Source organism: Bacillus sp. FSL R9-9834 (genome assembly GCF_038006905.1).
In the GTDB taxonomy this organism is placed as follows: domain Bacteria; phylum Bacillota; class Bacilli; order Bacillales; family Bacillaceae_G; genus Bacillus_A; species Bacillus_A pacificus.
Map to the genome: position 1 here is coordinate 874,977 of NZ_JBBOWD010000001.1, position 23,350 is coordinate 898,326.

The 23,350-nt window shown below is 36.3% G+C and carries 21 protein-coding genes and 1 pseudogene; 12 read left to right on the forward strand and 10 right to left on the reverse strand.

Going from position 1 to position 23,350, the window contains the following annotated elements; translation table 11 throughout:
- Positions 1-27 precede the first annotated feature (27 nt).
- The gene (locus tag MKY00_RS04530) at positions 28-762 is read left to right on the forward strand and encodes an amino acid ABC transporter ATP-binding protein (RefSeq protein WP_000623602.1); all 735 of its coding nucleotides are present in this window, start codon (positions 28-30) and stop codon (positions 760-762) included.
- Positions 763-813: 51 nt separating this feature from the next.
- Here MKY00_RS04530 and sasP read toward each other — a convergent pair whose 3' ends face one another.
- Positions 814-1,017: a small acid-soluble spore protein, SasP family gene (gene sasP, locus MKY00_RS04535; protein ID WP_000013338.1), complete on the reverse strand. Its 204-nt coding sequence runs from the start codon at positions 1,015-1,017 to the stop codon at positions 814-816.
- Between the two features lie 356 nt (positions 1,018-1,373).
- On the opposite strand from sasP, the gene MKY00_RS04540 reads away from it, so the two are divergent.
- Complete coding sequence (locus MKY00_RS04540) at positions 1,374-1,619, forward strand: hypothetical protein (protein ID WP_000510468.1); 246 nt, start codon at positions 1,374-1,376, stop codon at positions 1,617-1,619.
- 16 nt (positions 1,620-1,635) lie between these two features.
- On the opposite strand, the gene MKY00_RS04545 is transcribed toward MKY00_RS04540, so the two are convergent.
- Complete coding sequence (locus MKY00_RS04545) at positions 1,636-3,096, reverse strand: YheC/YheD family endospore coat-associated protein (RefSeq protein ID WP_016716577.1); 1,461 nt, start codon at positions 3,094-3,096, stop codon at positions 1,636-1,638.
- A gap of 20 nt (positions 3,097-3,116) precedes the next feature.
- The gene (locus MKY00_RS04550; protein ID WP_016716578.1) at positions 3,117-4,169 is read right to left on the reverse strand and encodes a YheC/YheD family protein; all 1,053 of its coding nucleotides are present in this window, start codon (positions 4,167-4,169) and stop codon (positions 3,117-3,119) included.
- Positions 4,170-4,303: 134 nt separating this feature from the next.
- On the opposite strand from MKY00_RS04550, the gene MKY00_RS04555 reads away from it, so the two are divergent.
- Together MKY00_RS04555 and MKY00_RS04560 are read left to right on the forward strand one after the other, a co-directional pair.
- Positions 4,304-5,440, forward strand: coding sequence for a DUF445 domain-containing protein (locus tag MKY00_RS04555; RefSeq protein WP_141114889.1), 1,137 nt, complete (start codon positions 4,304-4,306; stop codon positions 5,438-5,440).
- A 142-nt stretch (positions 5,441-5,582) separates the two neighbouring features.
- Complete coding sequence (locus MKY00_RS04560) at positions 5,583-5,939, forward strand: YlbF/YmcA family competence regulator (RefSeq protein WP_000164605.1); 357 nt, start codon at positions 5,583-5,585, stop codon at positions 5,937-5,939.
- 40 nt (positions 5,940-5,979) lie between these two features.
- Here the strand turns inward: MKY00_RS04560 and MKY00_RS04565 are convergent, their stop codons facing one another.
- Together MKY00_RS04565 and MKY00_RS04570 are read right to left on the reverse strand one after the other, a co-directional pair.
- On the reverse strand, positions 5,980-6,576 hold the full coding sequence (locus MKY00_RS04565; RefSeq protein WP_016716580.1) for an NDxxF motif lipoprotein: 597 nt from the start codon (positions 6,574-6,576) through the stop codon (positions 5,980-5,982).
- Between the two features lie 17 nt (positions 6,577-6,593).
- Positions 6,594-7,154: an HAAS signaling domain-containing protein gene (locus MKY00_RS04570; RefSeq protein ID WP_016716581.1), complete on the reverse strand. Its 561-nt coding sequence runs from the start codon at positions 7,152-7,154 to the stop codon at positions 6,594-6,596.
- Between the two features lie 403 nt (positions 7,155-7,557).
- On the opposite strand from MKY00_RS04570, the gene alsS reads away from it, so the two are divergent.
- The gene (gene alsS, locus MKY00_RS04575; RefSeq protein WP_016716582.1) at positions 7,558-9,246 is read left to right on the forward strand and encodes an acetolactate synthase AlsS; all 1,689 of its coding nucleotides are present in this window, start codon (positions 7,558-7,560) and stop codon (positions 9,244-9,246) included.
- A gap of 16 nt (positions 9,247-9,262) precedes the next feature.
- Entirely contained in the window at positions 9,263-10,021 is a 759-nt protein-coding gene (gene alsD / locus MKY00_RS04580) for an alpha-acetolactate decarboxylase (protein WP_016716583.1), read from the forward strand.
- A 37-nt stretch (positions 10,022-10,058) separates the two neighbouring features.
- Here alsD and MKY00_RS04585 read toward each other — a convergent pair whose 3' ends face one another.
- Both MKY00_RS04585 and MKY00_RS04590 read right to left on the reverse strand, forming a co-directional pair.
- A complete protein-coding gene (locus MKY00_RS04585) occupies positions 10,059-10,415 on the reverse strand; it encodes a hypothetical protein (protein ID WP_016716584.1) in 357 nt (118 codons plus the stop codon).
- Positions 10,416-10,436: 21 nt separating this feature from the next.
- A complete protein-coding gene (locus MKY00_RS04590) occupies positions 10,437-11,054 on the reverse strand; it encodes a DNA-3-methyladenine glycosylase (protein ID WP_016716585.1) in 618 nt (205 codons plus the stop codon).
- Between the two features lie 134 nt (positions 11,055-11,188).
- Between MKY00_RS04590 and MKY00_RS04595 the strand changes: the two genes are divergently transcribed.
- A complete protein-coding gene (locus MKY00_RS04595; protein ID WP_016716586.1) occupies positions 11,189-12,061 on the forward strand; it encodes a Cof-type HAD-IIB family hydrolase in 873 nt (290 codons plus the stop codon).
- An 81-nt stretch (positions 12,062-12,142) separates the two neighbouring features.
- Here MKY00_RS04595 and MKY00_RS04600 read toward each other — a convergent pair.
- Positions 12,143-12,430, reverse strand: a pseudogene (locus MKY00_RS04600) (hypothetical protein); the annotation flags it as partial.
- Positions 12,431-12,673: 243 nt separating this feature from the next.
- Here MKY00_RS04600 and MKY00_RS04605 point away from each other — a divergent pair.
- From MKY00_RS04605 to MKY00_RS04615, 3 genes are all read left to right on the forward strand, one after another.
- Positions 12,674-14,164: a coproporphyrinogen III oxidase gene (locus tag MKY00_RS04605; RefSeq protein ID WP_029141065.1), complete on the forward strand. Its 1,491-nt coding sequence runs from the start codon at positions 12,674-12,676 to the stop codon at positions 14,162-14,164.
- Between the two features lie 273 nt (positions 14,165-14,437).
- Positions 14,438-15,994 (forward strand): fatty acid--CoA ligase, encoded by a 1,557-nt coding sequence (locus tag MKY00_RS04610; protein WP_016716588.1) that lies wholly within the window; start codon positions 14,438-14,440, stop codon positions 15,992-15,994.
- Between the two features lie 613 nt (positions 15,995-16,607).
- Positions 16,608-19,625 (forward strand): Cna B-type domain-containing protein, encoded by a 3,018-nt coding sequence (locus MKY00_RS04615; RefSeq protein ID WP_341035431.1) that lies wholly within the window; start codon positions 16,608-16,610, stop codon positions 19,623-19,625.
- An 88-nt stretch (positions 19,626-19,713) separates the two neighbouring features.
- On the opposite strand, the gene MKY00_RS04620 is transcribed toward MKY00_RS04615, so the two are convergent.
- A complete protein-coding gene (locus tag MKY00_RS04620) occupies positions 19,714-20,178 on the reverse strand; it encodes a hypothetical protein (protein WP_000955012.1) in 465 nt (154 codons plus the stop codon).
- A gap of 187 nt (positions 20,179-20,365) precedes the next feature.
- Here MKY00_RS04620 and MKY00_RS04625 point away from each other — a divergent pair, with 187 nt between their 5' ends.
- On the forward strand, positions 20,366-21,844 hold the full coding sequence (locus tag MKY00_RS04625) for a SulP family inorganic anion transporter (RefSeq protein WP_016716589.1): 1,479 nt from the start codon (positions 20,366-20,368) through the stop codon (positions 21,842-21,844).
- Between the two features lie 184 nt (positions 21,845-22,028).
- On the forward strand, positions 22,029-22,388 hold the full coding sequence (locus MKY00_RS04630; protein WP_016716590.1) for a hypothetical protein: 360 nt from the start codon (positions 22,029-22,031) through the stop codon (positions 22,386-22,388).
- Positions 22,389-22,471: 83 nt separating this feature from the next.
- Here the strand turns inward: MKY00_RS04630 and MKY00_RS04635 are convergent, their stop codons facing one another.
- Entirely contained in the window at positions 22,472-23,350 is an 879-nt protein-coding gene (locus MKY00_RS04635) for an accessory Sec system S-layer assembly protein (protein WP_016716591.1), read from the reverse strand.

Here is a 23,350-nt window from a genome sequence, read left to right on the forward strand (position 1 = left end):
CCTTTTACAAAAGGAGTTTTTGTTTTTATGATTTCAATTCAGCACTTACAAAAAAGTTTCGGAGATAATACCGTACTAAAGCATATAGATTTAACAGTTGAGAAGGGCGAAGTTGTTGTTATTATCGGGCCGTCTGGATCTGGTAAAACGACATTCTTACGTTGTCTTAACGTGTTAGAAACGCCAAACGCTGGTCATATTCGTATCGGTAATAAAGAGCTTAACTTCTCTCAAAAAGTAACGAAGAAAGATATTGTCAATCTTCGTACGCAAACAGGTATGGTATTCCAGCACCATAATCTATTCCCGCATTTAACAGCACTTCAAAATGTAATGGAAGGGCTCGTTACAGTGAAAAAGATGGGGAAAGAAGAAGCGAAGAAAAAAGCAAACTATTTCCTTGAAAAAGTTGGTCTTGCGGATAAAGTAGACTTATATCCGTTCCAACTATCAGGCGGACAACAACAGCGCGTTGGAATTGCTCGCGCGCTTGCGATGGAGCCGGAAGTGTTACTATTTGATGAGCCGACGTCAGCACTTGATCCTGAACTCGTTCAAGAAGTTCTGAAAGTAATGAAAGAACTTGCTAAAGAAGGTATGACGATGGTCATTGTGACGCACGAAATGCGTTTTGCACATCAAATTGCGAACCGCGTTATTTTCATGGATGGCGGTGTCGTTGTCGAACAAGGTACACCAGAAGAAGTATTTACAAATCCAAAAGAAGAACGTACGAAGAAGTTTTTACAAATGTTGCAATAAATTAAGGAAGGTCTCAAGGCATATGCCTTGAGACCTTTTTGCCATATATATTTATTTGTGGAATCCGCCAAGGCTTTGCTCAGCCATTGCAACTAGACGTTTTGTAATTTCGCCACCAACAGAACCGTTAGCACGAGCCGTAGAATCTGCTCCTAATTGTACACCAAATTCTTGAGCGATTTCGTACTTCATTTGGTCGATTGCAGCTGTTGCTCCTGGTACTACTAATTGATTTGAAGAATTTTGGTTTGCCATAGGAATATATCCTCCTTAGAGTTATAAAAATTTTTTTGGTTGGACTAGCTGGAGTTGAACCAGATTATCGCCCCGTTTGGCGCTAATCCATCGGTAATTAAGTTTGTACTCATAGTATGGATGTTACCTAGAAAGATATACGAAATAATAATTTGTAAATTTTGTAAAAAAATCTTAGTGATTTCGTAAATTATGAAATAAGAGTAATCGTTTTATTTTTTAGAAAGAAGGTAAAACTAAGAGCGATATGAAATATATTTTTCTTTTTGTATCCTGCTATTTTGAGGAGAATGTAAGTAAGAATGGGGCAAGCTGCTCCTATACGTAGCTAGATACAATTATATGGAGGAATCGTGATGGGAATTTGTCCGCTTTGTAACGCATTAGAATCACAAACATATTCTTGTCAAAATTGCCAAAGTATACTCCAAGATTATGGGAAGGCTGTAGATTACATAGACGATTATAGTGCGTATATGGACCAAGAATTATTGAGTGCAGTAGATGGATTAACACATAATAATTCAAATGAATATTGCAATCATATTTTTTATTGCGGAGTATGTAACGTGGAAACAGAGGTTGTCGTAAAACTTGTGTAAATAGAAAACTTCCACCTTATGAATGAGGTGGAAGTTTTTGTTTTTGTATTTGTGAGTGAATCATAGGGGACGGGATATGCTCGTTGTTTGAGGAAGTCTCTGATTTTATTTGAGACATTTTTTCTTTTGTATCGCGCAAAGAATGTTCAGTTAAGTAGATGGCATATTCGTAAAATAATTGGCGCGTTAGTTCACTCTGTTCTTTTAACTTGGCATCTTGGAATACAGTTCGCCCTGGTTTAGAGTTTGCTTCAAAGAGCCACGGGTTTTCCTGCGTGTCTAAACCGATATCAAAACCGATTTCTCCAATATTTCCGGTTACTTGTTCATCGAGCGCATAACTAATTTGTAAGGCGGTATGTTTTAACTTATTTTCAATTTGAACTTGTTTCGTTGAATCTGGAAAAAGTTCTTGCAACAATTTCGTATCGCCACCACTATTTACATGCGTTGTTAAGCTACCTTTGCCAGCAATTTTTGCGACGATTGCACTGACCATCCATTGGCCGAAATGATTTTTATTTGTATGAATGCGGAAATCAACAGGTTGCCCATCGAAGCGAAGTAAGGAAATACCTTGTTGTACGATAAACTTTTTTAAATCATGTCCTTTTAACACATGGTTCAGAAGCGTTTCTAATGATTGGTACTTTCTTAGTTTATTTTCTTCATTTTCGCGATAACGACAGTAGTAGCAATTCTCTGTTTGGGAATAAAATATTTGATGAATGTTTCTACCGAAGCTACCATGAATCGGTTTCATGTAAATGGATTTATACGTTCCGAGAAATCGTTCCACTTGTTCGAAGTGCTGAAATGTTTCTGTGTTTGGTAATAACGGCATAATGGATTCATCTTTCATAAGAAGTTGATGCACTTCCCATTTATTAAAAAAACCTGGATTAAACCATGGAATCGCATAGTCATGCTCTAACTTTCTTTTTGCTCTTACAATCGGTTTATAACTTTCGGCTTTCCGATTTGGTAATCGATCGTAAATGACATTCGGTAAAGGGACTTTTTTCTTTATCCACTTTTCCTCTTGAAAGAAATACCCTTCAATTGTTTCGTCTTCCCAGTCTATATGTTGCACACCAAAAACGAATACAAATGGTCGTAAGGTGAATGGTGGCGTTAGTAACTCGCCAAGAGAAATTGAACGGTTCCCTAAAGGATTAGAAGCGCCATCGTTAAAACCAGTTGTGAAAATCCCGATTAATGGTCCGAAAATAATCGTTTGGTTTTGTGTGAATGCATGGATAGTAGTGGAATGAGGAAGTAAAAGTTTCTCTGCAATTTGTTTTCCAATAATGATTTCGCGAGTAAAGGAATAATGAATTTTTACCTCTTCACTTGCAACATGGCGTAGGCCGAAGGAAAGGGATGTAATTGGTGGTGTGATGGAAAAAATATAAGGTAAAGTAATACTATTTGGATGCTCATCTGAAATATTTAATGTATATATGTGCTCTTTCAAAATAGACTTACCCCCTTTCTTTATGGTGTAAAGCGACTAAATTGTAATGGTCCGTGATATATTTTTTCGGCTAATGAATCACTATGGCGGATGTAATGTTCGTACGGGGGAATCGTGTTGACATACATAAGCCAAATTGCCCCTTTTTGATCCATAATAGTGGAAAGCTCTAGCTCGAATAACGAAGAATAAGATTGATCTAGTGTTTGAAATACTTCATTTATAATGTCTTGTAAAGCGTCCTGTAATAATTGTACACCGGTACTAGATAGTACGTATTTAATTTTTGAAAATGCGTGCAGAGAGGAATCATCGGTTACCGAAAGTAAAAGTTGATTCGGAAATGAACTTTTTTGTATAAACTGACCGATAACGTTCCACTTCTGTTCTTTATTTTTTTGTAAAATGGTCCGAATATGGAGCGGGTATGTTAATTGATTTGGTGGTTGCAGCATTGTATGGGTGATGTAACGTGCTGATCGTATATTAGATTTGTACCAAGAAATAAATTCATCGGTCCGTTTAATGGGAGTAGAAATATGATAGGCATCATTTATCGTAGCAATATGAAATGTTTTATTTTTATAAACGATCCGGTACAGACTTTCATTGGAATGTGCGTTAGTAGGACGTATAATAATATCTTTTGTTTTTAATAACAGTTTGAAAACGTTGTGTATCGTTGCTATTTCAAATTTTGGTATATAAGGTGATAATTTTTTATTCGTGAGAAATACATCATGTAGTTCGCTTAAGTCAATGAGTGTGTTATTTAAAAAGGTAGTGGAAGGACGGTTGTGTAGTGAGTGAATAATTGATTTTGCCTTGTCGAAGTCCGTTTCCTCGTTAAAAGAAGAACGATCATATATATAAGAAGGAATAGGGAATGTTTGCTCTTTCCATTTTCCTGTATCTGTATCATAAATCAGACCAGAAATAAGATCTGTTTTAGGATCAATACAAAATGGCGTAAACTGTGCAACGACATTATGATAAAGCCGAGCGCGTTTAGCGATTTCGGTGTAATACGTTTGCTCATAATGAGGCTGAGAAGTTAAAATACCGAGAACCAACGAAATCACTCCTTTACTAACAAAATGTTGACATAATAGGCGAAGCTATATATTGCAAATACGTTTTTATACCATTATACTTTTGTCCGTATGATGATATGCTATAGTTTTGGAGAAGCGAAAGGTTGATTGTAATGAATATATGGTTAAGTATGTTAACGACGACAGGGCTCGGAGCAATTATTGGAGGATTTACAAATCATTTAGCGATAAAAATGTTATTTCGTCCTCACCGTCCTATTTATATTGGGAAATTTCAAGTTCCATTTACACCAGGTTTAATTCCGAAGCGCCGCGATGAGCTTGCAGTTCAATTAGGGAAAATGGTTGTAGAGCATTTGTTAACGCCGGAAGGAATCGGAAAGAAGTTAACGAATGAAGAGTTTCAAAAAGGTTTAATCCACTGGGCACAAGTAGAAGTGGATAAAGTAATGACGAATGAACATTCACTGCGACACATGTTAGAACAATGGAATGTAGCGCATGTAGAAAAAGAGGCAACCGAGAAAATTGAACATGTGATTACAGAAAAGATTGAGGTATTTTTAGAAGAGTACTATACATATACATGGGAACAAGCTTTACCTCATTCTGTTCATGAGAAAATAGAGAATGCGATTCCAAATGTTTCGGCATTTATTTTAGGGCGAGCAACTCAGTTTTTTGAGAGTGAAGAAGGGAAAACACGTCTTTCAAAAATGATTGATGATTTCTTTGCTTCTCGCGGGACATTGCTTAATTTAGTCGGAATGTTTTTAGGGAATGTAAGTGTAGTGGATCGTGTGCAGCCAGAAGTCATTAAGTTTTTAGGGCAAGATGGCACAAAGCAGCTTTTAACTGATGTACTGCAAAAAGAGTGGGAAAAGTTAAAAGGAAGAGATGTAAAAGAAGTAGAAACGTTTGTAGAAAAAGAAATGATTGTAAGCTCCATATTGTCTGCAGTTAAAGTTGAGGAAACAGTGAGTGAGTTTTTAAATCAATCTGTGCAGCAAGTATGTGAACCGGTTCGAGAAACAATGATAGAAAAGGTAGTCCCGAGTGCAGTAACGAAAGGCTTGAAGTGGGGGACGGAAAACGTAGATAGCATTCTAAACAATCTACATCTTGCGGAAATTGTCCAGCAAGAAGTGTCTACATTTTCAACGGAGAGACTAGAAGATTTAGTGCTGTCCATTACAAAAAATGAACTAAAAATGATTACGTATTTAGGTGCCTTATTAGGCGGTATGATTGGAATTGTGCAAGGATTATTACTGTTGTTTCTTAAATAATAAGATATGTACATACAAATAAAAGTGAAATTTCTTCACATCTCTTGCATAGTTTGATATGGTAAGAAGAGGTGCGTATGTAAATGCACGTAAAAGGCAGTGCGTATGATAAGCGCTAGCCTTCTAAAGGAGGAAAAATAAAATGACAAAAAACATTCATGATGTAGCATATGAATTACAAAAAGCAATCGCTGAAAACGATGACTTCAAAACGTTAAAAGAGAGCTACGCAGCAGTTCAAGCTGATGCTGCTTCAAAGAACTTATTCGATGAGTTCCGTACAATGCAACTTAGCCTACAACAAAAAATGATGCAAGGCCAAGAAATCACTGAAGAAGACAACCAACAAGCACAAGAAGTTGTAGCTCGCATTCAACAAGATGCTAAAATCACAAAGTTAATGGAAACTGAGCAACGCCTAAACGTTGTAATCGGCGACGTTAACAAAATTATCATGAAGCCACTTGAAGAGTTATATAGCGCGCAACAACAAGCGTAATGAGAGAAGACGCCCCTTGGATGGGCGTCTTTTTTGTTTGTTATTTGTGGAAATACTCCGTCTCAATCTCCTTCTTCTTCAAAAACTTTTCAATTTCTTTTTGCTTCCTACCATTCACTTTCTCAAAGCGTTTTGTAAAAGAAAAATCAGTCTTGAACAAGTTGCCATCTTCAGCAAGTTTGTCTAATTCTTGCTCTAGTTCTACTGAAAGTGCCGTAGACGATGAAATGTAATCATGAATTTCCTTCGAAGGCTGTTTGTAATCAGCAGGAATCGTATTGTTACTAATAAAATGATGGAAGTTCGCATCGTTTTGTTGAGCTAAATCTATTAGTTTTTGTAATTTCTCTCGGTCGGATTCAGTAACCTTCTCGTCAGACATGGCTGACGAAAGTGGAACGATGTTTTCGTATAACTCCCCGCTGTAATCTAAATAAGTTTTTATATTTTGTTTCATCTCGTCTTCATTAATCATTTCATTTTTCTTTGAGGAAGTGAATATCGTTTCTGGAATTTTAACTGTAACATCTTTAATAGATTGTACATCGTCTAATTTATTAGATTGTGTATCATGTGAACAAGCTGGTAGCAATAAAATTGTAAGTGACATGAGTGGGTATAACATATACTTTTTCATCTTAATCTCCTTTTGCATTAGTGTCTTTGTAAAATAACTATATTCCATTTCAAATACTTTACTAAAAGTGCATATAGATGTTTGATCATTTGATAACTTATGACGGATATGAGTAAACCGCTGCAAAAAGCGATGAACACATTGTAAACATCGGAGTAACTAATTTGATGAAACCCTTTAAAGAATCCTAATCCTATTAATAAAATAGGTGAAATGATTAATACTGGAGTGGCAATGATAAGTGCTAGAAGAAAAGGTAATAAAAAGAGTAGTACGAAAAAGGCGATAAAGATAAAGGCAAAGTTTAAAACACTTAAGCTCATAACAGAAAATAGTGCAGTTATCATATTTTTGAAGCTTCGTTTCTTGTCAGCATTGCTTATTGCATAGGAAACATTAAGTTCTTTAGCAATAGCTTTAGGGTTTCCTAGTTTTTTAGAAATTTCTTCTTCGCATATTCCATCCTGTTTACCACTAATAAAATGAGTTTCGTACTCTGAAATGATATCCTCCTTTTCTGAATTAGGTATATTCCGTAGGGAGGAACTAAGTTGGCTTAAAAATTCACTTTTGTTCATTGTAATCACTTCCCTTTATAAAATAATGAATTATAGCTGAGAATCCGCTCTTTTTTGAGAGGGGGATATACTAACTACGAATGTCATTCCAATTAATGGGTATTCCATTATTTACAAATATATCATTTAGTATTATTCTTTGCAAGGTACTGTTATTTTTAAAATACTGTAATGAGATGGAAGTTTTTTAGATTTTTTCGAGGAAATATAAAAATATTATTTTAGGATAAATAAAGGGTTGTAAGCGCATTCCCTAATGAGTGTCATAAAACTGTCAAATTCATATCGTTGGAAAAATAATGCATTTGTAATATAATGATAAACAATACTTCACAACATTAATTAACTAGGTGAAGTTTAAAGTCTTTATTACACACATTATGAAATAAAGGAATGATTAGTTTTGAGTACAGGTGTAAAAGCAAACGACGTGAAGACAAAAACAAAAGGAGCAGATCTTGTTGTTGATTGTTTAATTAAACAAGGTGTTACACATGTTTTCGGTATTCCAGGAGCAAAGATTGACTCTGTATTTGATGTACTGCAAGAAAGAGGACCAGAGTTAATTGTTTGTCGTCATGAACAAAATGCAGCATTTATGGCAGCTGCGATTGGTAGATTAACAGGAAAACCGGGCGTATGTCTTGTAACTTCAGGACCAGGGACATCAAATTTAGCGACAGGTCTTGTTACTGCGAATGCGGAGAGTGATCCCGTTGTTGCTTTAGCTGGTGCAGTTCCGCGTACAGATCGATTAAAACGTACGCACCAATCTATGGATAATGCTGCACTATTCGAACCAATCACAAAATATAGCGTAGAAGTAGAGCATCCTGATAATGTGCCAGAAGCATTATCAAATGCATTCCGAAGTGCGACTTCTACAAATCCAGGTGCTACTTTAGTCAGTCTGCCGCAAGACGTTATGACTGCGGAAACGACTGTAGAGTCTATCGGTGCGCTTTCTAAGCCACAGCTTGGAATCGCTCCCACACATGATATTACATACGTAGTAGAAAAAATAAAAGCAGCGAAATTACCGGTTATTTTACTCGGTATGAGAGCAAGCACAAATGAAGTGACGAAAGCCGTTCGTGAATTAATTGCGGATACAGAACTTCCTGTCGTTGAAACATATCAAGCAGCTGGTGCGATTTCACGTGAGTTAGAAGATCATTTCTTCGGCCGCGTTGGACTATTCCGTAACCAACCAGGTGATATTTTACTAGAAGAAGCAGACCTTGTTATTTCTATCGGTTATGACCCAATTGAGTATGATCCGAAATTCTGGAATAAACTTGGAGACAGAACGATTATTCATCTTGATGACCATCAAGCAGATATCGACCATGATTACCAACCAGAGCGTGAATTAATTGGTGATATCGCTTTAACTGTAAATAGCATCGCGGAGAAATTACCGAAACTTGTATTAAGTACGAAATCAGAAGCGGTGTTAGAACAATTACGCGAGAAATTATCAGAACAAGCAGAAATTCCAAATCGTCCTTCAGAAGGTGTTACGCATCCACTTCAAGTCATTCGTACACTTCGTTCTTTAATTAGTGACGACACAACCGTTACATGTGACATCGGTTCCCATTCTATTTGGATGGCGAGATGTTTCCGTTCTTATGAACCACGTAGATTATTATTTAGTAACGGTATGCAGACGTTAGGTGTTGCACTTCCTTGGGCAATTGCAGCTACTTTAGTAGAACCAGGTAAAAAAGTAGTTTCCGTATCAGGTGACGGTGGTTTCTTATTCTCAGCGATGGAGTTAGAAACGGCGGTACGTTTAAATTCTCCAATCGTCCATCTTGTTTGGAGAGACGGCACATATGATATGGTTGCATTCCAACAAATGATGAAATACGGCAGAACATCCGCTACAGAGTTTGGCGATGTTGATCTTGTGAAATATGCGGAAAGTTTCGGGGCGTTAGGTCTTCGTGTTAACACGCCTGATGAATTAGAAGGTGTATTAAAAGAAGCACTAGCAGCAGACGGCCCTGTCATTATTGATATTCCAATCGATTACCGTGATAACATTAAATTAAGCGAAAAATTATTACCAAATCAATTAAACTAATGGAGGCAGATTTGAGATGACGGTTGCGCAATTAATCGATATTGATGCAAAAAGAACGAAAATGAGTAACGAAGTATATCAAACATCTACAATGCTTGCGCTATTAGATGGTATATATGATGGTGTGATTAGCTTTGAGGAACTAAAAGAACGTGGTGATTTCGGCATCGGCACATTTGATCAATTAGATGGTGAAATGATTGCGTTTGATAACGAATTTTATCATTTACGTTCAGACGGTTCAGCAGAAAAAGTAGAGCCAGAAGAAACAACACCGTTTGCGACTGTAACGTTTTTTGAAAAAGAAATGAGTTATACGATAGAGCGTCCGATGAATCGTGAAGAAGTAGAAGCATTATTACATGAATTAATGCCGAGTAAAAACTTATTTTACGGTATTCGAATGGATGGTACATTCCGCGAAGTAAGAACGAGAACGGTTCCAAAACAAGAAAAACCGTATACACCGCTCGTTGAAGTGACGAAATCACAACCAATCTTTTCCTTTAAAAATACAGAAGGTACGCTTGCTGGATTTTGGACACCAGATTATGCGCAAGGCATTGGTGTAGCTGGTTTCCATTTACATTATATTGATGATGAAAGAAGCGGAGGCGGACATGTTTTCGACTATGTTGTTGAAAACTGTACGATCCAAATTTGTCAAAAAGCTCATATGCATTTAGCACTTCCAGAAACAGCTGATTTTATGGCGGCTGAATTATCGAGAGAAAACTTAGAGGATAATATTGCGACTGCGGAAGGTGCGGAGTAAAAAGAGAAGCCGAATTCGGCTTCTCTTTTATTTTGGGTTACTCCCGATATGCGGAACAATGCTCATCAGAAATAGAATAGTTCTCTTTACCAGTTAAGGCTGATACTTCTACTAATTGATGCCCAAGTCCATCCCATACTGTAACAGTATATAAGGAGGGCCATTTAATATTCCCACGAGCGAGTCGGAAAGAATAATAATCGTTGTCTGTTGTTACTAAAATTTTGTTATAAATAATATTTTTCGTTTTTCTATTTTGCAAAATAAGAACAAAGTCTAGTTTATCTTCTTCTTTTGGAATTTGTAGTATTCTTGCTACAAACATTCCATTTGGGTTTATCTTCGTTTTATATACTTTTTCTGATTCTATTTTTAGTTCAGGTTTGCCCCTCATAGTCTCTCCCTTTACATATGTTTATTTCTTTGAAACAAATGGATGCCCTTCATAATAAAAACGCCACGGATAATGTACAGCTTCTTCTGCATAGTCAATGTTAATACGAGGTCCGGCTGTTATTTTATATTGTGATGATATGTGTTCTTCTTCTCGGACGAGTTCAATATGTAATGTGTCACTTTGTAATGAGACGCCTCGTTCTTCTAAAGTAATTCCGAGTGCACGGCATAGTTTGCCAGGTCCGTTCGTTAAATTTTTATACTGCGCCTTTGTAATGTCGGTTTTGTTGTAGCGCGCTAGTTTTATTTCTTCAATCCCGTCTACCGGTTCCAGGGCTCGAATGAGCACTCCTTGCGGGGTACCAACTGGTGCTGTAATGATATTAAAACAATGATACATACCGTAAATTAAATATACGTAAGCATGTCCTGGTGCACCAAACATAACCTCCGTACGATCCGTCCGTCTGCCGCCGTAACTATGTGCGGCCTTATCATCGGGACCTTTATATGCCTCTACTTCAACAATGATTCCGCTTCGCTTTATTCCGTCTACAATATGAACAAGTTTTTGTCCGAGTAATTTTTTTGCCACTTCTAACGTATCGCCTTCATAAAAGGAAGGTGGTGCTTGCATTGTACTATCTCCTTTACTAAGTGTATATGTATATAGTAAACCAAATTTTCAGTAGTAATTCTAACTCGTTCTATTTGCTACATTTATTTCATAAATTATGGATAGAGTACAACAGCGAAGAGGGGGAGTGCGACATGATTTATCGCTTACTAGCTCTTAACATAGATGGGACACTACTATACAACAACGGAAAAATTGCAAAAGGATTAAGAGAAACAATTGAATTTGTAAAAAGAAAAGACGTATACGTTACATTATTTACGAGCCGGAATTTTCAGTCCGCTCATAAAGTAGCAAAGGCGTTAAAATTAGATTCTATATTAGTGACACATGGCGGTGCTTTCGTTTCAGCAACGTTAGATAAACCGTACGTTCAAAGAAGATTATCAGAAGAGAAGACGTTTAACATTGTGCAAGTGTTAGAGCACTTTGATTGTAACGTCCGCATTTCTCATGAACGGTTTTCAATCGGAAATCGTGAGAGAAATACACCAAACTTAATTGCGCGTACTGTGTTATCAAGTGCTGATCCGTTATTTTATCCAGTTCAATTTGTAGATTCGTTAGGTGATGCGCTTCGTGATCATCCAGTCGCGGCGCCAAAAATTGATGTTCTTTTCCAAACGAAAGGTGAAAAAGAAAGAGGACTGAATACATTAAGAAAAGCGTTTCAAGATGTAGAGTATGTTGAGTGTGATTCAAAACGAATAGAAATTTTGCCACAAAATGTATCAAAATTACGTGGATTACAATTGCTTGGAGAGCATTTAAATATTTCGCTAAACGAAATGGTTGCCATTGGAGATAGCATGGAAGATTTAGAGGTTATTGAAAATGTGGGTCTCGGGGTAGCGATGGGGAACGCGCCTGTAGAGGTAAAACAAGCGGCCGACTGGATTACACGTTCAAATAGTGAGAACGGCGTAGAGTATATGATTAAAGAGCATTTCCGCAAGCAATTCCCGCTTCCGTTTTTGAAGAATCATAAAAATACACCGAAACGATAAAGGAAAAACGTAGCTTTTGGCTACGTTTTTCTTTGTTTAAGCTTCAATAACTTTAAGCATTCGATTTAAAAATGCGGCTGCCTCAGCAATTTCAATATTTGTTTTCGTTTTTAAGTCATTTGAATCGTATAGTGGAAGTTTTGTTGATAAGTGGAGAAGATATTCACCTGAGATTTCAAGGGCGTTTTCTTCGTCATGTTTATGCTGTTTTGCATGTTCTTCAATGCTTTTTAAAGCTTGCTCATCCGTAGAAAATTCCGCAGTTTTCTCTATGCTTTCCGCGAATGAATGGATAGGTGCTACAAATGTTTGTAATGCTAAAGATAGTGCTAAAATATTGTAAAGCTTTTTTTTTAGTTGTTTTAACACGTGATAGTCTTTATGTCGTGTTAAGAGTCCTCCTTTATATGTATTTAAATTAGTAGCAAGTACTAATACGTTCTAGATTGTAACAAGAGTATATTCTAATGTCTATACAGCTAGAGAAAGTTCGTTAAAAATCAATATTCAGTTTGTTTTAAATAGGATATGAAAATAAGGTAAAACCTTCTGTATTGACCTGCAAACGCCCTTCAAGTAAACTAAAGAGAGTTTGCAAATGAAAAGGTGATAATGTTGTTAATTTCAATTAAAACGTTACAAGATGATCGTTTTTTACGTCCGCTACAAAATATTGGCGGCTTATTTTTTGAAGATAGTACGATTGGATTTGAACAAGAGGAAGCAAATCTTATCGTTGATATACACATTGAAGAGAATGTGAAAGCATCAGCTCGTTTAACAGATGTTGCGACTGGTAATGTGTATGAAGAAACATTCGCAAAAGATTTATCTGCTTTTACAGATGAAAAAGAGCGTATGAAGCAAGTGAAGCACGTTGTTTCTTATGTATATCTTTCTGTTCTTCAGCAGTTAACTGGTATGGAACAAAGCTGGGGTATTTTAACGGGAGTTCGTCCAACGAAACTTCTTCATAAAATGCTTCAAAATGGTATGTCAAAAGAAGAAGCACACCAAGAACTTCGTGAAAGTTATTTAATTCATGAAGAGAAAATTGAACTTCTTCAACGTATCGTTGATTGTCAATTAGCGGTAGTTCCGGATTTATATCGTTTGAAAGAGGAAGTAAGTATTTATATCGGTATTCCATTCTGCCCAACAAAATGTGCATATTGTACATTCCCGGCGTATGCAATTAACGGACGCCAAGGCTCTGTTGATTCATTCTTAGGTGGTTTACATTATGAAGTTCGTGAAATTGGTAAGTTTTTAAAAGAAAAAGGTGTAAAAGTTACGACGATTTATTACGGCGGCGGTACACCGACAAGTATTACAGCAGAAGAGATGGATATGCTGTATGAAGAAATGTATGAAGCGTTCCCAGATGTGAAAAATGTGCGTGAAGTAACAGTTGAGGCAGGTCGCCCAGATACAATTACGCCAGCGAAGCTAGAAGTGTTAAATAAATGGAACATTGACCGTATTAGTATTAATCCGCAGTCATACCACCAAGAAACATTAAAAGCAATTGGACGTCATCATACTGTAGAAGAAACAATTGAGAAGTATCATTTAGCTCGTGAAATGGGAATGAACAATATTAATATGGATTTAATTATTGGTCTTCCTGGTGAAGGGTTAGATATTTTCAAGCACACGTTAGATGAAACAGAAAAGTTAATGCCAGAATCATTAACAGTTCATACGTTATCATTTAAACGTGCTTCTGAAATGACGCAAAACAAACGTAAATATAAAGTAGCAGGTCGTGAAGAAATTACAGCGATGATGCACGAAGCAGAAGAGTGGACGCAAAAGCATAATTACGTACCATATTACCTATATCGTCAAAAGAATATTTTAGGTAATTTAGAGAACGTTGGTTATGCAATGCCGACGCAAGAAAGTATTTACAACATTGTCATTATGGAAGAAGTACAATCAATTATCGGACTTGGTTGTGGTGCATCAAGTAAATTTGTTCACCCGAAAACGGGAGCAATTACGCACTTTGCGAATCCGAAAGATCCAAAATCATATAACGATGGCTTCGTAAAATATACAGAAGACAAACTGAAAATTTTAGAAGAGCTATTTGCATAAAAAGAAAGAGGTTATTCCGAGTCGGAATAACCTCTTTTTCTATTGTCAGTTTTTGTCGGTAAGTCGATATATTTGAAAAATCGCTGATATAATTCAAGTTGCGCCGATATATCCGGAAAATCGCCGATATAATTTCACTTATCGCCAAAAGCGGAACTGTTTGTAAAACTATGTCGATAATAATCAGAAAAATTAGTCAAATCATTAAAGGACAATGTCTACTTATGGACGAAATGATAGATTTATGAAAGAGAAAAGGGGGAAATTGTTGGCATGTACATGACGATAGGGAGAATTTTCGATTTATCTGTTGGTAAGTATCCGAATAAAGAGGCGTTAGTGGAACCAGAAAAAAATATTCGCTGGACGTATAAACAGTGGGATGAGCAAATAAATAAAACGGCGCATGCTCTATTAGAAGAAGGGGTAAGAAAGGGCGATACGGTATCTGTTTACTTATATAATTGCCGTGAATTTGTAAACGTTTACTTAGCCTGTGCAAAAATTGGAGCGATCTTTAACCCGATCAATTTCCGCTTAAAAGCAAAAGAAGTATCTTATATTCTCCAGGACGCATCCTCGAAAGTAGTTGTTTTTGAAAAAGCAGTTGAGCCAACCGTGGCTATCGTTGAACGAGATTTTCCGAATTCGTCTTTTTGGTATGTAGAAGACGATACACCTTCTTATGCTAGTTCCTACCATGAAAAAGTAAATGCGGCATCTTCTGAAAAAATAGATATCGAAATTGATGAAATGGATTATTGTTCTATGCTGTATACGAGCGGTACGACAGGTCATCCGAAAGGTGTATTACATCGTCATCGCGAAATGGCTGAGCATAGTATGATTTGTACGTATTTCCTAAAATATAATCGAGATAGTATTGGGCTTGTTGTAGCACCATTATATCATTGCGGGGAGTTGAATGCTGGAATTATACCGCGCATTCAAGTTGGTGGAAAGAATGTTATTTTACATCATTTTGACACAGAAACAGTATTACATACAATTCAAGAAGAGAAGATTACGACGTTTTTTGCAGCGCCGACGATGTGGAATATGTTGTTGCAAAAAGATTTAACGAAGTACGATTTAACTTCGATGAAGATTGGTATATATGGCGGGGCTGCGATGGCTCCAGCGTTAGTGAAGGAATGTAAAGAACGTCTTTATATTGATCTTGTACAAATTTATGGAATGACAGAAATGGGACCTGTTGTTGCGTTTCTCGTAGAAGAGGATCAAATTACGAAAGCAGGTTCAGCAGGAACACCGTGTTTTAGTCACGAAATTCGAATTGTGAAACCGAATGAAGATGCACCGGCAGAGCCAAATGATATATTGCCTCCTTATGAAGTAGGAGAGATTATTTTGCGCGGTCCAACTATGATGGCTGGTTATCATAACCGAGAAGAGGCAAATGCAAAATCGATGTATAAAGGGTGGTATCACTCTGGTGATTTAGGTTACTTCGATAAAGACGGCTATTTATTCGTCGCAGATCGCGTGGATGATATGGTGATTAGTGGCGGCGTTAATATTTATCCGCGTGAAATTGAAGATTTCCTTCATAGTCATCCTGGTATATTAGATGTTGCTGTGCTCGGTGAGCCAGATGAATTATGGGGAGAACGTGTTGTAGCAGTTGTTGTAAAGAAAGATGAACATATTACAGAGGCTGATTTAGAAACGTATTGTAAAGAAAGTGATGAATTAGCGGATTATAAACGTCCGCGTCATTATTTATTTGTGGATGAACTGCCTCGTAATGCGAGTGGAAAATTACAAAAATTTGTCCTGAGAGAGTCGTTGAAAGGCGCAAAACAATAAGGAGTAGAACAGTCGTCTATACAGATAAAGCTACCTTTTCTAATACGAAAAGGTAGCTTTATTTTTGAAAAATGATTAAAAAAATGATATTTATCTTTTAGTCAAATCCTCTTTTATTATTATGCTAAAATACTTTTTATGGCATTGCACTTTGATTAAAAACGCTTTATATTGCGCTTTAAATAAGGGGTTAGTAAATTACTTAGGTGAGTTTTATAGATGTTGAAATAATAATTTTAGTTAGAGTGGAATGAAGTTATGAAGGAGAATTATCGGTAAAAGATAAAGAAATTCAGTCATCAGATGACCTGATGAACAAAGTGGTCATTTAGTATATTTTGGTAGCATGAATATAGTAACAAATTAATATGTAAATGAATAGTCTTGTAATGTACTTTTATTGGGACTAGTATTTATTGTTGGCTGCCCGAAAAAAGTAGAAATGAACGCAATATAAGTTAATGAATTGTGCTGTTTATTACTTTATGTTTTAGAACTAACGATGGTTTGATGCTGCAAATAATCTTTAGTCCGTACCCCCTTAGTTTAAGGGGTATTTTGGGTGGAATGGATCTCACGGCAAAAAAGATTAACAATTAATATTGGAGGTTTTATGAGTACATATTTAAAAAGAATATCTGTGATTTGTTTTATTTTTACTGTTCTTATTGGACAAATTTTTATGCCTATCATAGGGCATGCTCAAGAATTAAATACGACAGGATTTGTTGATAGTTTTGTATTTGAAAAGACGAAATTAAATTATGGAGAAAAAACCACGATACATGTAAACTTTAGTGAAAAACCTGGAAAGAAGATGAAGTCTGGGGATACATTAACGTTAGCACTTCCGCCAGAATTAAAAGGTTATAGTGGCACAATTCCATTAAAGGATGATTCGGGTCGTATTTTTGGTACGTGCCAGATTAATGCAAATAATGTAGTTTGTACATTTAATGATACGGTAGAAAAGCTTGAAAATATTAGAGGGAACTTTAATTTCACTGTTCAAGGTACGAATGTTGAAGCCGGAAAGACGAAAGATGTACAAACGAATTTAGGGACAGATTTAGAAAAACAAATGGTAAGTATTACGCATCCAAAAGGAGAGGGTACAGAACCGGGGATCTTTTTCTATAAGTCTGGTGATATTCAGCCAGACAAAAGTAATGAAGTGCGTTGGTTTTTAAATATAAATTTAAAGAAACAATATTTACATGACAACATCGTTTTAAAAGATACGTTACAAGAAGGACAAACGCTAAATAAAGATAGTTTTACTATTACTATCAATAATAAAGAGTATTTATCTCTTAAACAATTTCAAGACCGAGGTTATGGATATATTAAGCTCACTAGTGATAACTCATTTGAAGTAGTAATTTATAGACATATGGCGAACGCTACGTCGTTTACCATTTTCTATACATCAACGATTACTGATAGTGGGAAAAAGTTGAAACATCTACAGAATGACTACAAGCTTGATTATCAAATTTTATATGAGAAACCGATTTCTGAATCTAATAGTGTAAAGGTTGAAAATATATCATTTGGCGGCGGGGCTGAAGGGGTTTTACCTGCGAAAGGAACGCTGCAAATTGTAAAACATATTGAAGGAGACGAGAAGAAGTTTATTCCAGGTGTTTCTTTTAAATTGTTTACAGAGTCAGGACAGCAAATTGGTGATTCCTATACAACAAATCGAGACGGAATAGTTGAAGCACCAAACCTTACTCCAGGTAATTATTACGTACAAGAAATATCTGCTCCGAACTATGTAGAGTTTGATTCACAAGCGAAAATTCCTTTCACAATTAAGACGGATGCTACAAATGGAATAAAACTTATGGTTCCAAATAAGTTAAAAACTACATCTGTTGCAGGAACGAAAACGTGGGAAGGCGATAAAGTAAACGATCGCCCGAAAACGATTAAAGTAGATTTACTGCAAAATGGTAAAGTCATTGCAACGAAAGAAGTTACGGCAGAAAATGATTGGAAATATGAGTTTGGAAAGTTACCAGCAGTTGATAGTGAAGGAAAAGCTCATACGTATGAAGTGAAAGAACAACCAGTATCAGGATATCAATCGAAAGTTAACGGATATGATCTTACAAATATAAAAATCCACGAAGTAACAGAAGTAGAAGAACAAGGTAAAGAAGAATCGATAGAAGAACTGGAAGCTCCAACTAACCCAGAAGAACCGAAAGTAACAGAAGAGCCGAAAGAGTTAGAGAAGCCAGAAGTTACGGAGAAACCGGAAATTCATGTAAAACCAGAAGAAGAGCAAGTTGAAGAAGAAACAACAGAAGAAATTAAAGAAGAAAAACCGGAAGAACCAAAGGTGACAGAAGAGCCGAAAGAGCTAGAGAAACCAGAAGTTACGGAGAAGCCGGAAATTCATGTAAAACCAGAAGAAGAACAAGTTGAAGAAGAAACAACAGAAGAAATTAAAGAAGAAAAACCGGAAGAACCGAAAGTAACAGAAGAGCCGAAAGAGCTAGAGAAGCCAGAAGTTACGGAGAAACCGGAAATTCATGTAAAACCAGAAGAAGAGAAAGTTGAAGAAGAAACAACAGAAGAAATCAAAGAAGAAAAACCGGAAGAGCCAAAAGTAACAGAAGAGCCGAAAGAGTTAGAGAAACCAGAAGTTACGGAGAAGCCGGAAATTCATGTGAAACCAGAAGAAGAGAAAGTTGAAGAAGAAACAACAGAAGAAATTAAAGAAGAAAAACCGGAAGAACCGAAAGTAACAGAAGAGCCGAAAGAGCTAGAGAAGCCAGAAGTTACGGAGAAACCGGAAATTCATGTAAAACCAGAAGAAGAGAAAGTTGAAGAAGAAACAACAGAAGAAATCAAAGAAGAAAAACCGGAAGAGCCAAAAGTAACAGAAGAGCCGAAAGAGTTAGAGAAACCAGAAGTTACGGAGAAGCCGGAAATTCATGTGAAACCAGAAGAAGAGAAAGTTGAAGAAGAAACAACAGAAGAAATTAAAGAAGAAAAACCGGAAGAACCGAAAGTAACAGAAGAGCCGAAAGAGCTAGAGAAGCCAGAAGTTACGGAGAAACCGGAAATTCATGTAAAACCAGAAGAAGAGAAAGTTGAAGAAGAAACGACAGAAGAAATTAAAGAAGAAAAACCGGAAGAGCCAAAAGTAACAGAAGAGCCGAAAGAGTTAGGGAAGCCAGAAGTTACGGAGAAGCCGGAAATTCATGTGAAACCAGAAGAAGAGAAAGTTGAAGAAGAAACGACAGAAGAAATTAAAGAAGAAAAACCGGAAGAACCAAAGGTGATAGAAGAGCCGAAAGAGTTAGAGAAGCCAGAAGTTACGGAGAAACCGGAAATTCATGTGAAACCAGAAGAAGAGCAAGTAGAAGAACCAAATAAGTCAGAAGTAAAAGAGCAGCCAAAAGTTTCAAACAAACCAGAGATTCAAGGTGAAGTAGAAGCAGAAAACAAACAAGATGTACAAAATAAAAATGAAGTATCATCTAGTAAAGAAAGTAATAAGCAATCAAAATTACTTCCTCAAACAGGTGGAGCGGCAGCGGAATCTACTTCCATTCTTGCAGGTATGTTCGCATTAATTTTGGGAGCGATCATGTTTAGACGCCAAAAAAATTAATGGATGTGAGAGCATTAATTTTTTATGTTTTTAGTTTGGGAACAGATGTATAGAAAAAAGCGGAGACGATAAGTCTCCGCTTTTTATATTATTTACGTGAAAATCCTTCTTCATCAAGGTATTCCGCAGCTTCTGGATAAGAGTTGAATGTACCGTCTAAATTTACACCAGCGTACACGTTCCACATATCGTCCTCTGAGATAAGAGTAAGGATATGACCGTCTTCGTTCTGCCATTCTTCTTCTTTTGCAGGTTCTGCAGGAACTACGATTTCTTCTTGGGATAATAGTTCAATTGATTGTTCAATTACTGAACGTAACTCATCTGCTGAAAATTCGCGGATGTTAACCATACCTTTATCATCCGTTTTGTAACCTTTAATCCCACTTGCATATACAAATCCGTTTCCATTTGGATGTAAATGATATACAACGTTCTTTTTATCTAAACGACTTTCTTCAAAGTGAAAGTTCACACGTTTTAATGATACGTTTTTTCTTTCTAATTCTGGGAAAGATTCAATGATCGATAATTTTTCTTCAAAAGTTAGCATAGTGCCTCCAAATATATAATAAAAGATTTAATTTATCCATTATATCATAGTTATAATAGTTTCCAAAGATGCGGTAGGAGCTTACAATTGAATGCGTTTACGTCACGATACTGTAAAAAGTGGACTAACGAATGTATCCTTTTAGGTGTACAATGGAAAATGGACTTTATACAAAGGTGGTTATTATATGTTTCAAAAAATAGCAAAGGAATGTTTAGCAGGTTTTACTGTTGCGATTGTTGCATTGCCACTTGCCATTGCATTTGGTATTGCTGCAACGGGAACGTCTGAGGGAGCACTAGTCGGATTGTATGGTGCAATTTTTGCAGGCTTATTTGCGGCGTTATTTGGTGGTACACCTGGGCAGGTTACGGGACCAACTGGACCGATTACGGTTATTGCAACAGGGGTTATTGCGACGCACGGATTAGAGGCGAGTTTTATAGCATTTATGATGGCGGGACTGTTTCAAATTTTATTCGGTGTATGTAAGCTTGGATCTTACGTGCGGTACATTCCGTATCCTGTCGTATCAGGATTTATGAACGGAATCGCATTAATTATTATTTTAGGTGAAATGAAGCATGTGCAAAATAGTTTTCTACTCGTCGTATTAACGATTATTGTCATGATTGTTTCTGGAAAGTGGATTAAGGCAATCCCATCTAGTTTAGTTGCATTAGTAGGTGTGACAGCTATGCTTCCTTTATTTTCTTCTGCGTTAGAAGGGCTTACAGTGAAGTTACCGGTTATCGGAAATTTGTCATTAAATAAGGTAATTGAAAAGATTGGGACGATTCCAGAAGCGATGCCAACGCTTCATATTCCATCTTTAAGTGGAACAGGTATAGCAGAACTTGTTTTACCAGCGCTTAGTATTGCTTTATTAGGATCGATTGACTCGTTGTTAACATCGGTCGTAATGGATAACGTGACGGGGACACGTCATAAAAGTAATAAAGAACTGGTCGGACAAGGTATCGGTAATGTGATGAGCGGATTGTTTGGCGGATTAGCAGGGGCAGGTGCGACTGTACGATCTATCGTTAATATAAGAAGTGGCGGTAAAACGGCGCTTTCAGCAAGTATGCATAGTGTTATATTATTTATTTTCATTATGGGACTTGGATCAGTCGTACAATACATTCCACTTGCTGTATTATCAGGTATTTTAATTTTAACTGGTATTGGCATGTTTGATTGGGAGAGCATGAAGAAAATGCATGTAGCGCCAAAGGGTGATGTCGTTGTTATGCTCGTAACGATGATTGTCACAGTGAAGTTTGATTTAATGATCGCGGTTGCGTTCGGTATTATTCTTTCATTCATTATATACATGGTGAAATGTAAAGAACGTAAAGCTTCTATTGTAAAAGAAAAGGAAGCAACATATAAAATTAAGGGCCCACTTTCGTTTTTAACAGTGGATCGTGTTTTTTATGCTTTACAAGACGTAAAATCTCCGGTTGTTTTACGTATGAAAGAGGCACACTATATGGATGTGTCAGGAGCTATGGCGTTATTGAATTTCATTGAGCAGTCGGATAAATCAGGATTGAGTGTGACGCTAGAGCAAGTGCCTGCTCATATTGAAAAGACGTTAGTAACGATGGCGAGTAAAGAACAGAAAGATAAATTACTGTTTGTAGAAGCTGATGTTATGTAAGGAAATGCCCTCATATGAGGGGGGGGAATATCCTTATATCGCAATATTTTGCGATTATTGACATTTATTAATCTTAGCAGTATAGTAACATTTTAGATTAGCAGTATGCTATTGTAATAAGTGTAAGAATTTTAAGATTTCTTTTCGATAAAAAGAAATCGCTTTAAGCTGGAGGGAATATTTGATGTACAAACAGTTACCACATGGAGTAAAAGTCGGGATTACACGTTCAATCGTTGCTTCTTTTGAGAAGTATATGAAGGAAATTGAATGGAACGAAGAAAAGTTTGACATACAACAATTTGTTGAACAGTGGAAACAATATTTATATACAAAATCAACTTGGATTAATAAAGTAGATGACAAGTTGAAAGAACATCCAGATTTCCATCAAGCGTTAGCAGTAAAAGTGAACGAAAAAATTAACGAGCTTGTTAATGAAGAGCCGACTGAAGAGCAATTAAAAATTTTAAAAGATCACGAAGTAAACAATATAGATGATTTTTGTAAGTTGGAAGCAGCGTATCATATTGAACGTTTGTAGTTGAATTTTTACATAAGAAAACACGTCGTATTCATAAACGGATACGACGTGTTTTTGATTACTCGATTAGCGAGTAATGAAGGTTATTGCGGGATAAACGCTTTCCATTTAGATAAATCGATTGGCTCTTTTGATACTGAGTCAGCAGGGAATGTAAAGGTCCAAGGTTTTGTAGAATTGGCCTTAATTTGAAAATCTTTTAATACAAATATTCTTTCCGCAACGGTAGATTCAGAGCGATCTGAAATATGCAATGGAAGTTGCTCAAGGGTTATATTTTTGTTATAGCCATTACGAATTAAAATAGTTGCATTCAAATCTCCGTTTTCTTCTACAACAGCGTTTAGCCCTCGGAGGTTGATTTCATCTTCTTCAGGTGGATCTAGGTTAGCAATAATTTCTTGTAATTTCATTATTGCACTTTCAGGTAGCTTTTCTTGCCATATAGGATCTAAATCTAATGAATGTTTTCCTTGTAATTCAAATACTAGTTGCCAGTCTTCATTTGATAGCGTTGCTTCTGTAATTGAATTTTCTTCAAAGACGAAAGTCCAAGGCATATTTACATTTGATGGGATTCCTTCTAAGTGTGATAAATCAAATGTTTGGCGTGCGCATGTTTCTCCATTTTTATTTAATAAAGATAGAGTAAGAGTTTCAAATTGAATTGGATGCTTTACACTACTACGAATGAATGTAGTAATATAATAAGCATTTTCATGTTTTTTACTTTCAATTCCGGCTAGCGAAATTTGGTTTTCTTGTAAGGTAGGCAAAGATTTATGTAAAAATTGATAAATATACTTTTGTTCTTGTGAAACTTCATTCCAAGAAGGATGGAAGTATAAGTTCGGTTTTACGTTTTTTGTATTATTGCTATTTTCTTCGGTTCCTAATAATTGAGAACTCGAAATTACAGAGTCTCTACCTTTTTTTCTTGCCTTTTTTAAAAATGATAGCAT